The sequence below is a fragment of the Streptomyces sp. NPDC059371 genome (genome assembly GCF_042751995.1).
Classification (GTDB): domain Bacteria; phylum Actinomycetota; class Actinomycetes; order Streptomycetales; family Streptomycetaceae; genus Streptomyces.
On record NZ_JBHYXD010000010.1, the window covers coordinates 83,650 to 95,556 of the forward strand.

Sequence of the window (11,907 nt, forward strand, 5' to 3'; positions counted from 1 at the left end):
CCCGCCCCCCTCCCTCTGCCCCCGCCGCCCCCCCCCGCCCCCCCGCCCCCCGCCGGTCGCGCGCGCGGCCCCCCCCCCCCCCCCCCCCCCTTCGCCGTTCCCGCCCTCGCTCCGGCTCCTGTCGCGCGCTCCCGTCTCGCCTTCCCGCCCTCTGCTCACGCCTCTGTCCCGCACCGGTTCACGCACCTTCTGAGGGCTCCCGGGCCGCCTCCCGAGAGCTCCACGGCCGCCTCTGGAGGGCTCCGGGACCGCGTTCCGGGGGTTCCGGGCCCGTTGGCGGCGCTACCGACTCGACATCTGCTGTTCGAATCCGAGCCTGGTTACGGCCACTCTCCACAGATGTGGTGACTTTTTTCCGTCCACATCCTGGGGACTGGGAAGTTGTCCAGATCGTTTCCACAGGTAGCACTGTTGAAAGGTCATCAGACCAGGTCAGCTGCCTGTGGATTCGTGGATGAAGACTCTCCACAGCCTGTGGACAGAGAGAAGATCCACAGGCTGTGCACCAAGTTGTCCACCGGCGGCCCACAGGCTGAGGTCAGTTGTCCCCAGCGATCCCCGGCTTCTCCACATCTCTGTCCACTGTTCGGCAACGCGCCGCGCCATCTCACCGCGTCGAGTGAAAGGCGTCACACCGAGGTGCCGGATTGGCCTGTGGGGAACGTGGGTAAAGCTGGGGACGGCGCTGGGGAGAAGTCGCCCCCGGCTGTGGACCGAGTGTGCAGAACTTTTCGTCGTCCACAGAGACCCCGAGTTGTCCACCGCCTTCACCCACAGGGTCGGTGGACAAAAAATCGCCTCTGAGCTGCGAAAACGGGGTTATCCACGGTATCCACAGCCCCTACTACTAAGACCAACTAGAGAGAGCTTGGGAATCGTTTCGAAGTGGGGGCTGTGCACAACTTGCTCTCGGCGGCCCGACTGCCGCTCGGCACGACTTGACCCCGAGGGGCAACGACTGTCAGCGCGGTGCGTCAGACTGGTCCCCGGTGTCCTGCCCCGAAGCAGTCGGGACGACACCGAGTCAGACGACGAAGGCCAGCAGGGCGAGAGCGCCGGCAACAGACGGAGGCGGCAACGGTGAAGATCCGGGTGGAACGCGACGTACTCGCGGAGGCAGTGGCCTGGGCGGCACGCAGCCTCCCGGCCCGTCCGCCGGCTCCTGTGCTCGCCGGCCTCCTCCTGAAGGCCGAAGAGGGCGCACTGAGCCTCTCCAGCTTCGACTACGAGGTCTCGGCGCGGGTCTCCGTGGACGCGGAGATCGACGAGGAGGGCACGGTCCTTGTGTCCGGCCGCCTCCTCGCGGACATCTGCCGTGCGCTCCCCAACCGGCCGGTGGAGATTTCCACAGACGGTGTACGGGCGACCGTGGTCTGCGGATCCTCGCGGTTCACACTCCACACCCTGCCTGTGGAGGAGTACCCGTCACTGCCCCAGATGCCGTCGGCGACGGGCACCGTCCCCGGTGAGGTCTTCGCCTCCGCCGCCGCCCAGGTGGCCATCGCCGCCGGGCGCGACGACACGCTCCCCGTGCTCACCGGTGTGCGCATCGAGATCGAGGGCGACAAGGTCACCCTGGCGTCCACCGACCGCTACCGCTTCGCGGTCCGCGAGTTCCTGTGGAAGCCGGAGAACCCCGAGGCGTCCGCCGTCGCCCTGGTGCCCGCCAAGACGCTCCTGGACACCGCCAAGGCCCTCACGGGCGGCGACAGCGTGATCCTGGCGCTGTCCGGCTCCGGCGCGGGCGAGGGACTGATCGGCTTCGAGGGCGCCGGGCGTCGTACGACCACCCGTCTGCTCGAAGGCGACCTCCCGAAGTACCGCTCGCTGTTCCCGACGGAGTTCAACTCGATCGCCGTCATCGAGACCGCCCCCTTCGTGGAGGCCGTCAAGCGTGTGGCCCTGGTCGCCGAGCGCAACACCCCCGTGCGGCTGAGCTTCGAGCAGGGCGTGCTGATCCTGGAGGCCGGTTCCAGCGACGACGCACAGGCTGTGGAAAGGGTCGACGCCCAGCTCGAGGGCGACGACGTCTCGATCGCCTTCAACCCGACGTTCCTGCTCGACGGCCTGAGCGCCATCGACTCCCCGGTGGCCCAGCTCTCCTTCACGACGTCCACGAAGCCGGCACTGCTCAGCGGCAGGCCCGCACTGGACGCCGAGGCGGACGAGGCTTACAAGTACCTGATCATGCCGGTGCGTCTGTCCGGCTGACCCCGTGGCCCGCCGGTCCCCCGGGCCGGCGGGCGCACCGCGGGCGGGCATACGTCTGAGCGGGTATGCCCACAGATGTGCGTGAGTTCCACCGGTGCCCGAAAGGCGTGGGTGGTACCCCCCGGTCTAGGCTCGGACCCAGGTACGAGAGTGCCCTCACGCCACGTCGCAACCCCTAAGGAACAACTGATGGAGCTCGGTCTCGTCGGCCTCGGCAAGATGGGCGGCAACATGCGCGAGCGGATCCGCCGCGCAGGTCACACCGTCATCGGATACGACCGCAACCCGGACCTCGCCGATGTCCACAGCCTGGAAGAACTTGTGGGCAGGCTCAAGGGCCCGCGCGTGGTGTGGGTCATGGTTCCCGCGGGCGCCGCGACCCAGTCCACCGTCGACGAGCTGGCCGCCCTGCTGGAACCGGGCGACGTCGTCGTGGACGGCGGCAACTCGCGCTGGACGGACGACGAGAAGCACGCCGTCGAGCTGGGCATCAAGGGCATCGGCTTCGTCGACTGCGGAGTCTCCGGCGGTGTCTGGGGCCTGGAGAACGGCTACGCGCTGATGTACGGCGGTCACGCCGAGCACGTCGCCGCCGTGCAGCCGATCTTCGACGCGCTCAAGCCCGAGGGCGACTTCGGAGCGGTGCACGCCGGCAAGGTCGGCGCGGGCCACTTCGCGAAGATGGTCCACAACGGCATCGAGTACGCGATGATGCAGGCTTACGCCGAGGGCTGGGAACTGCTCGAGAAGGTCGACTCCGTCACGGACGTGCGCGAGGTCTTCCGTTCCTGGCAGGAAGGCACGGTCATCCGCTCCTGGCTGCTCGACCTCGCGGTCAACTCCCTGGACGAGGACGAGCACCTGGAGAAGCTCAAGGGCTTCGCGCAGGACTCCGGCGAGGGCCGGTGGACGGTGGAGGCCGCCATCGACCACGCGGTGCCGCTGCCCGCGATCACCGCGTCGCTCTACGCCCGTTTCGCCTCGCGGCAGGACGACTCGCCGCAGATGAAGATGATCGCGGCGCTGCGCAACCAGTTCGGCGGCCACGCCGTAGAGAAGGCCTGATCGAGGCCCCGGGTTCTCCGCACCCGGGGTTCCCCCGGTTGTCCACAGCCGGGGGAAGAACCTGAGGACCGGGGTCCGCACGGACCCCGGAGAGAACCCGCAACACCCGAAACACCACGCTGGGGGAGGTCGGCGAACGACCATGCACGTCACGCATCTGTCGCTGGCCGACTACCGCTCGTACGCCCGGGTGGAGGTCCCGCTGGACCCGGGCGTCACCGCGTTCGTGGGGCCCAACGGACAGGGCAAGACGAACCTGGTCGAGGCCGTCGGCTACCTCGCGACCCTCGGCAGCCACCGCGTCTCCTCGGACGCGCCGCTCGTCCGCATGGGTGCCGACCGGGCGATCATCCGGGCCAATGTCCGCCAGGGAGAACGCGTTCAGCTCATCGAGCTGGAGCTGAACCCCGGCAAGGCCAACCGCGCCCGCATCAACAGGTCCTCCCAGGTCAGACCCCGTGACGTCCTCGGCATCGTACGAACCGTCCTGTTCGCGCCCGAGGACCTCGCCCTGATCAAGGGCGATCCCGGGGAGCGCCGCCGGTTCCTCGACGAACTGATCACCGCCCGCTCCCCGCGCATGGCGGGTGTCCGGTCCGACTACGACCGGGTCCTCAAACAGCGCAACACCCTCCTGAAGTCGGCCGCGCTGGCCCGCCGGCACGGCGGCCGCACCATGGACCTGTCCACGCTCGACGTGTGGGACCAGCACCTCGCGCGCGTGGGCGCCGAGCTGATGGCCCAGCGGCTCGACCTGGTCGCCGCGCTCCAGCCGCTCGCCGACAAGGCGTACGAGCAGCTCGCGCCCGGCGGCGGGCCCGTCGCCCTCGAGTACAAGGCGTCCTCGCCCGGCGTCGAGGGCCACGCCCGCGAGGAGCTCTACGGGCAGCTCATGACCGCCATGGAGGAGACCCGCAAGGCGGAGATCGAGCGCGGGGTGACCCTCGTGGGTCCCCACCGGGACGACCTCGTCCTCAAGCTCGGCCAGTTGCCCGCCAAGGGATACGCCTCGCACGGCGAGTGCTGGTCCTACGCGCTCGCGCTGCGCCTCGCCTCGTACGACCTGCTCAGGGCCGAGGGCAACGAGCCGGTGCTGGTCCTCGACGACGTCTTCGCGGAGCTGGACAGCCGCAGGCGCGAGCGTCTCGCGGAACTCGTCGCCCCCGGTGAGCAGGTCCTCGTGACCGCCGCGGTGGACGACGACGTACCGGATGTTCTGGCCGGGGCGCGGTACGCCGTGTCCGAAGGCACGGTGGAGCGCCTATGACGGAGAACACATCGGGAACGGGTGCCGAGGGCGCGTCCGGTGCCGCACCCCGCAAGAAGACCCCGGAGCCGTCCGGCGTCGACCTCGCGCGCGTGGCGCTGCGGGCCGCGAAGGAGCAGGCACGCGCGCGTGGGGACGCGGCCCAGCAGAAGAAGCAGGCGCGCCGCGGCGGCGGCCTGCGCTCCGGTTCGGGTGCCGACGGACGCGACCCCATGGCGCTCGGCTCCGCCATCAACCGGCTCCTCACCGAGCGCGGCTGGGAGACACCGGCCGCGGTGGGCGGCGTGATGGGCCGCTGGCCGCAGATCGTCGGCGACGACCTGGCCAAGCACTGCGTTCCGCTGCGTTACGACGACGACCCGGCCGAGCGGGTACTCACGGTGCAGTGCGACTCGACCGCCTGGGCGACCCAGCTGCGCCTGCTGGCGCCGCAGCTCGTCGCGCGGCTCAACCAGGACCTCGGTCACGGCACCGTGCGCCTGATCAAGGTCCAGGGACCCTCGGGCCCTCCGCGCCGGTACGGGCCGCTGCGCGCTCCGGGCAGCACGGGGCCCGGCGACACCTACGGGTGACCCGCCGAGCCGGGTGACCGGCCGGCCCGGGTACTCGGCCGGCCCGGGTGGCCACCGGGCCGGGAGATCGTGGCCGGCCCAGTTTGACCCGGCCCAGGCCATGCCAGACCGGGATTGGGCGGATGGCGATGGGCGAATTCCGGCCGTCGTCCGAGGCGGAGCCGAGCCGTGCCGCGCCCCGTTTCGGGGTGTGCGCCGCCGCCGCGCGGCACAGGAGGCGACCGGTCACCGCGCGTCCGAACCCTTCACCGATCCCGCCCGCGGACGACCCCGTGTTCCTCCGCCTGCCCGGTGACCCTCACCCGGGGGGTGCGACGCTCTCCGCCACCTCCTGCCCGGCGATCCGGGAAACCACCCGTACCCGCTGATCAGAGGCTTGTCGGCGCCTGTCCGAAGGCAGCCTTTTCGACCCGGCGGGACCCTGCTCGACGGGCTCCGGCAGGCCTCCCCGGGCGGCCGCGAGCGACGGTGGACCGCGACCTGACCCGTCAGTAGTCGGGGCTTGACACTCGGAAGGGCTGAGTGCCGCTGTAAGCCTCTTTGGGCCCGGGTCCGCATATGGGGAGTCGGGCGAGACCGGTTCAGGGCGGCACATGCGGACTCAGGTACCGGCAAACCCCCATCACTGTCAGAGCTACCGGTAGACTGGAAGCTAATCCCGCCCCACTAGTGGGACGCACCGAGCAACGCTGACTAAGGCTTACCACCGCAACACGCCGCAGCCGCTCCGGCCACCCGCCGGGAGTTCGGCTTGTGCTGTGCCAGAAAGGGCGCTTCGTGGCCGATTCCGGCAACCCCAACGAGAACATCCCGTCCACCGACACCGGCGCGAACGGCGAGGTCACTTCCTCGTACGACGCCAGTGCCATCACCGTCCTCGAGGGTCTGGACGCGGTCCGCAAGCGACCTGGCATGTACATCGGCTCGACCGGTGAGCGTGGACTCCACCACCTCGTGTACGAGGTGGTGGACAACTCGGTCGACGAGGCGCTGGCCGGCCACGCGGACACGATCGACATCACGATCCTCCCGGACGGCGGCGTGCGCGTCGTCGACAACGGCCGCGGCATCCCGGTGGGCATCGTCGCCTCCGAGGGCAAGCCGGCCCTCGAGGTCGTGCTGACCGTGCTGCACGCGGGCGGCAAGTTCGGCGGCGGCGGCTACGCGGTCTCCGGTGGTCTGCACGGCGTCGGCGTCTCCGTCGTCAACGCCCTGTCGAGCAAGATCTCCGTCGAGGTCAAGACCGACGGCCACCGGTGGACGCAGGACTACAAGCTGGGCGTCCCGACGGCCCCCATCTCCCAGCACGAGGCCACGGACGAGACCGGCACCTCGGTTACCTTCTGGGCCGACGCGGACATCTTCGAGACCACGGAGTACTCCTTCGAGACGCTCTCCCGGCGTTTCCAGGAGATGGCGTTCCTCAACAAGGGTTTGACGATCAAACTCACTGATGAGCGCGATTCGGCGAAGGCCGTCGCCGGGGCGGACGAGGCGGGTGCTGACGAGAAGGACGAGGTCAAGACCGTCACGTACCACTACGAAGGCGGCATCGTCGACTTCGTGAAGTACCTCAACTCCCGCAAGGGAGAGGCGGTGCACCCCACCGTCATCGACCTCGAAGCCGAGGACAAGGACAAGAGTCTGTCCCTCGAGGTCGCGATGCAGTGGAACAGCGGCTACAGCGAGGGCGTGTACTCCTTCGCCAACATCATCCACACGCACGAGGGCGGCACGCACGAGGAAGGCTTCCGCGCGGCGCTGACCTCACTCATCAACAAGTACGCGCGCGACAAGAAGCTGCTTCGCGAGAAGGACGACAACCTCACGGGTGACGACATCCGCGAGGGTCTGACCGCGATCATCTCGGTCAAGCTGAGCGAGCCCCAGTTCGAGGGCCAGACCAAGACCAAGCTGGGCAACACGGAGGCCAAGACCTTCGTCCAGAAGGCGGTCTACGAGCACCTGAACGACTGGCTGGACCGCAACCCGAACGAGGCCGCGGACATCATCCGCAAGTCCATCCAGGCGGCCACCGCGCGAGTGGCGGCCCGCAAGGCGCGTGACCTCACCCGCCGCAAGGGACTCCTGGAGTCGGCGTCCCTGCCGGGCAAGCTCTCCGACTGCCAGTCGAACGATCCGACCAAGTGCGAGATCTTCATCGTCGAGGGTGACTCCGCCGGCGGCTCGGCCAAGTCCGGCCGTAACCCCCAGTACCAGGCGATCCTCCCGATCCGCGGAAAGATCCTCAACGTCGAGAAGGCGCGGATCGACAAGATCCTGCAGAACCAGGAGATCCAGGCACTGATCTCCGCCTTCGGCACCGGAGTCCACGAGGACTTCGACATCGCGAAGCTCCGCTATCACAAGATCATCCTGATGGCGGACGCCGACGTCGACGGCCAGCACATCAACACCCTGCTGCTGACCTTCCTGTTCCGCTTCATGCGGCCCCTGGTCGAGGCCGGGCACGTGTTCCTGTCCCGCCCGCCGCTCTACAAGATCAAGTGGGGCCGGGACGACTTCGAGTACGCGTACTCGGACCGCGAGCGCGACGCCCTCATCGAGCTCGGCCGCCAAGCCGGCAAGCGCGTCCGCGAGGACTCGATCCAGCGGTTCAAGGGTCTCGGTGAGATGAACGCCGAGGAACTGCGCATCACGACCATGGACCAGGAGCACCGCGTGCTCGGTCAGGTCACGCTCGACGACGCCGCCCAGGCCGACGACCTGTTCTCGGTCCTCATGGGGGAGGACGTCGAGGCGCGCCGCGCGTTCATCCAGCGCAATGCCAAGGACGTCCGCTTCCTCGACATCTGAGTCGGTCTCAGCTGACCGCGTCAGAAAGGATCTTCACCAGCAATGACCGACGAGAATACTCCGAGCGTTCCTGAAGAGGTCGACAGCACTCTTCGTATCGAGCCCGTCGGGCTCGAGACCGAGATGCAGCGCTCGTACCTCGACTACGCGATGTCCGTCATCGTGTCGCGTGCCCTGCCCGACGTACGGGACGGTCTCAAGCCCGTCCACCGCCGCGTCCTGTACGCGATGTACGACGGCGGCTACCGGCCCGAGAAGGGCTTCTACAAGTGCGCCCGCGTCGTCGGCGACGTCATGGGCACCTACCACCCGCACGGCGACTCCTCGATCTACGACGCGCTGGTCCGCCTCGCGCAGCCGTGGTCGATGCGCATGCCGCTGGTGGACTCCAACGGCAACTTCGGATCTCCCGGCAACGACCCGGCCGCCGCCATGCGGTACACCGAGTGCAAGTTGAAGCCGCTGTCCATGGAGATGGTCCGCGACATCGACGAGGAGACCGTCGACTTCACGGACAACTACGACGGCCGCAACCAGGAGCCGACGGTCCTGCCGGCGCGCTTCCCGAACCTGCTGATCAACGGCTCCGCCGGTATCGCCGTGGGTATGGCCACCAACATCCCGCCGCACAACCTGCGCGAGGTCGCGGCGGGCGCCCAGTGGTACCTGGAGAACCCCGAGGCCTCCCACGAGGAGCTTCTGGACGCCCTGATCGAGCGCATCAAGGGCCCCGACTTCCCCAGCGGCGCGCTGGTCGTGGGCCGCAAGGGCATCGAGGAGGCGTACCGCACGGGTCGTGGCTCCATCACGATGCGCGCGGTCGTCGACGTCGAGGAGATCCAGAACCGCCAGTGCCTGGTGGTCACCGAACTCCCGTACCAGACCAACCCCGACAACCTCGCCCAGAAGATCGCCGACCTGGTCAAGGACGGCAAGGTCGGTGGTATCGCGGACGTCCGGGACGAGACCAGCTCCCGTACCGGCCAGCGGCTCGTGATCGTCCTCAAGAGGGACGCCGTCGCGAAGGTCGTCCTGAACAACCTCTACAAGCACACCGACCTGCAGACGAACTTCGGCGCGAACATGCTGGCGCTCGTCGACGGTGTGCCGCGCACCCTCTCCCTGGACGCGTTCATCCGCCACTGGGTGACGCACCAGATCGAGGTCATCGTCCGCCGGACGAAGTTCCGGCTGCGCAAGGCCGAGGAGCGCGCGCACATCCTGCGTGGCCTGCTGAAGGCCCTGGACGCCATCGACGAGGTCATCGCGCTCATCCGGCGCAGCGACACCGTGGAGATCGCGCGCGAGGGCCTGATGGGCCTCCTGGAGATCGACGAGATCCAGGCCAACGCGATCCTGGAGATGCAGCTCCGCCGACTGGCCGCCCTGGAACGCCAGAAGATCATCCAGGAGCACGACGAGCTCCAGGCCAAGATCCTCGAGTACAACGAGATCCTCGCCTCGCCGGTGCGCCAGCGCGGCATCATCAGCGAGGAGCTCGCCGCGATCGTCGAGAAGTTCGGCGACGACCGCCGCTCCAAGCTGGTGCCCTTCGACGGTGACATGTCCATCGAGGACCTGATCGCCGAAGAGGACATCGTCGTCACCATCTCGCGCGGCGGCTACATCAAGCGCACCAAGACGGAGGACTACCGCTCGCAGAAGCGGGGCGGCAAGGGCGTCCGCGGCACGAAGCTGAAGCAGGACGACATCGTCGACCACTTCTTCGTGTCGACGACGCACCACTGGCTGCTGTTCTTCACGAACAAGGGCCGGGTCTACCGCGCCAAGGCCTACGAGCTCCCGGACGCCGGCCGTGACGCGCGTGGACAGCACGTCGCCAACCTGCTGGCCTTCCAGCCGGACGAGGCGATCGCCGAGATCCTCGCGATCCGCGACTACGAGGCGGCGCCGTACCTGGTGCTGGCCACGAAGGGCGGACTGGTCAAGAAGACGCCGCTCAAGGATTACGATTCGCCCCGTTCCGGGGGTGTTATCGCGATCAACCTGCGCGAGACGGAGGACGGATCCGACGACGAACTGATCGGAGCCGAGCTCGTCTCCGCAGAGGACGATCTGCTTCTGATCAGCAAGAAGGCGCAGTCGATCAGGTTCACGGCGACGGATGACGCCTTGCGACCGATGGGCCGTGCGACCTCGGGCGTCAAGGGCATGAGCTTCCGCGAGAGCGACGAGCTTCTCTCGATGAATGTTGTTCGACCCGGTACGTTCGTGTTCACTGCCACAGACGGTGGGTACGCGAAGCGGACCGCCGTCGACGAGTACCGCGTCCAGGGTCGCGGCGGCCTCGGAATCAAGGCCGCCAAGATCGTCGAGGACCGCGGGTCCCTCGTCGGCGCGCTGGTGGTCGAGGAGACCGACGAGATCCTCGCCATCACACTGTCCGGTGGTGTGATTCGTACGCGAGTCAACGAGGTCAGGGAGACGGGCCGTGACACCATGGGCGTCCAACTGATCAACCTGGGCAAGCGCGATGCCGTGGTCGGCATCGCTCGTAACGCCGAGGCCGGCCGGGAGGCGGAGGAGGTCGACGGCGTCGAAGCCGTGGACGAGACCGCTGAAGGCATCGAGGCCGTCGGTACGGAAGAGGGCGAGCCGTCCTCGGCCGAGTAGCGCGAGGAGTGAGTCGTCGTGAGTGGAGCCACGGGCGCCGGATCGACCGGTACGGAAACGGACGGCGGCCGTGGCACCGCCATGGACGGGACTGACTCCCATGAGTCTCATGGATCCCAGGGGGGAACTGTGACGGACACCCGAGGCCAGCAGGCCCAGCAGCACGCGGGCGGGCAGGCGGCCCCGGTCGGGGCCCCGGTCGCCCCGGGCACGCCGCCGGTGGCACCGACCCCGGCGGCATCACCGCTGCCGGGCGAGCGGCACGGGCAGCAGCCCGCGCAGCCGTATCACCCGCCGCAGGCGTACCCGGCGCAGCAGCAGCCGACGGGCGCGGTCCGCCGGCCGCGCACCGGCGCGCGCACGACGCCGCGCGTGCGCAAGGCACGGCTGCGGGTGGCCAAGGCCGACCCGTGGTCGGTCATGAAGGTCAGCTTCCTGCTCTCCATCGCGCTCGGCATCTGCACGATCGTGGCGGCGGCAGTGCTGTGGATGGTCATGGACGCGATGGGCGTCTTCTCGACCGTCGGCGGCACGATCTCCGAGGCGACAGGGTCGAACGAGTCCAACGGCTTCGACCTCCAGTCGTTCCTCTCGCTCCCGCACGTCCTGATGTTCACGTCGGTCATCGCGGTCATCGACGTGGTCCTCGCGACCGCTCTGGCGACCCTCGGAGCGTTCATCTACAACCTCTCCGCCGGCTTCGTCGGCGGCGTGGAGCTGACCCTCGCAGAGGACGAGTGAGGGCGCGTTCAAACGCCCTCCGACTATCGATTTTGGGACTGGCCGCGTCGTGCGCTAATCTTCAGAGGTCAGCGCGCGGGACACACACCGCAAAGCGCGGCGGGGCTATAGCTCAGTTGGTTAGAGCGCATCCCTGATAAGGATGAGGCCACAGGTTCAAATCCTGTTAGCCCCACCAGTTCGAAGACCTCCAACCCTCAGGGTTGGGGGTCTTCGGCGTTTACGACGACTCCTGCTGGCGAGGTGCCACGGGCAACCCCGATGCCTCTGAAGGGCCCGGCAGCGGTCACTGTCACGGTCACGGCCACAGGCAGGATCCCTTCGAGCGCGGGAAGTACGACAGGGGCTCCCGCGGCTGGATCCGTCCTCTGTGCGTTTCTCGTCGTGGCGCTCACCTGGGCCTCTGGGCCCCGCAGATGGCGGCGCTCGTCTTCGGCGACCCTCTTCGGTACTGAGGTCCCGTGTTCCCGTGCGGGTGCCGCTGGAGCCGCGCATGCCGAAGGCCCGGGGACTGGTGCGAGTGGCCCGGGCCGGGGCCGGGGTGGGTTGTTGGCTAGTTCGCCGCGACATGAGGGTGTGTGGGGTGTGTTATACACATAT

General features: G+C 68.5%; 7 protein-coding genes and 1 tRNA gene. All 8 read left to right on the plus strand.

The window, feature by feature from the left end:
- Positions 1-1,080 precede the first annotated feature (1,080 nt).
- The 8 genes from dnaN (at position 1,081) to ACFXGX_RS08845 (ending at position 11,485) form a co-directional block, all read left to right on the plus strand.
- Positions 1,081-2,211 (plus strand): DNA polymerase III subunit beta, encoded by a 1,131-nt coding sequence (gene dnaN, locus ACFXGX_RS08810; RefSeq protein WP_384786772.1) that lies wholly within the window; start codon positions 1,081-1,083, stop codon positions 2,209-2,211.
- Between the two features lie 189 nt (positions 2,212-2,400).
- Positions 2,401-3,276, plus strand: coding sequence for a phosphogluconate dehydrogenase (NAD(+)-dependent, decarboxylating) (gene gnd, locus ACFXGX_RS08815; protein WP_384786775.1), 876 nt, complete (start codon positions 2,401-2,403; stop codon positions 3,274-3,276).
- 142 nt (positions 3,277-3,418) lie between these two features.
- Positions 3,419-4,543 carry a DNA replication/repair protein RecF gene (gene recF / locus ACFXGX_RS08820; protein WP_384786778.1) on the plus strand — a complete coding sequence of 375 codons (1,125 nt, stop codon included), beginning with the start codon at positions 3,419-3,421 and terminating at the stop codon, positions 4,541-4,543.
- Positions 4,540-5,115 carry a DUF721 domain-containing protein gene (locus ACFXGX_RS08825; protein ID WP_384786781.1) on the plus strand — a complete coding sequence of 192 codons (576 nt, stop codon included), beginning with the start codon at positions 4,540-4,542 and terminating at the stop codon, positions 5,113-5,115. The genes recF and ACFXGX_RS08825 overlap by 4 nt, the downstream gene beginning before the upstream one ends.
- 753 nt (positions 5,116-5,868) lie before the next feature.
- Positions 5,869-7,932 carry a DNA topoisomerase (ATP-hydrolyzing) subunit B gene (gene gyrB, locus ACFXGX_RS08830; protein ID WP_384786784.1) on the plus strand — a complete coding sequence of 688 codons (2,064 nt, stop codon included), beginning with the start codon at positions 5,869-5,871 and terminating at the stop codon, positions 7,930-7,932.
- A 42-nt stretch (positions 7,933-7,974) separates the two neighbouring features.
- Positions 7,975-10,566, plus strand: a complete 2,592-nt coding sequence (gyrA, locus tag ACFXGX_RS08835; protein WP_384786786.1) for a DNA gyrase subunit A — start codon at positions 7,975-7,977, stop codon at positions 10,564-10,566.
- 18 nt (positions 10,567-10,584) lie between these two features.
- Positions 10,585-11,307 (plus strand): DUF3566 domain-containing protein, encoded by a 723-nt coding sequence (locus ACFXGX_RS08840; protein WP_384786790.1) that lies wholly within the window; start codon positions 10,585-10,587, stop codon positions 11,305-11,307.
- A gap of 101 nt (positions 11,308-11,408) precedes the next feature.
- Positions 11,409-11,485, plus strand: a tRNA-Ile gene (locus tag ACFXGX_RS08845).
- Positions 11,486-11,907 lie beyond the last annotated feature (422 nt).

What these genes read in the sequence shown, in the direction of transcription:
- gyrA (WP_384786786.1), top strand. Translation starts at nt 7,975, where the DNA reads ATGACCGACGAGAATACTCCGAGCGTTCCTGAAGAGGTCGACAGCACT.
- recF (WP_384786778.1), top strand. Translation starts at nt 3,419, where the DNA reads ATGCACGTCACGCATCTGTCGCTGGCCGACTACCGCTCGTACGCCCGG.
- gnd (WP_384786775.1), top strand. Translation starts at nt 2,401, where the DNA reads ATGGAGCTCGGTCTCGTCGGCCTCGGCAAGATGGGCGGCAACATGCGC.
- ACFXGX_RS08825 (WP_384786781.1), top strand. Translation starts at nt 4,540, where the DNA reads ATGACGGAGAACACATCGGGAACGGGTGCCGAGGGCGCGTCCGGTGCC.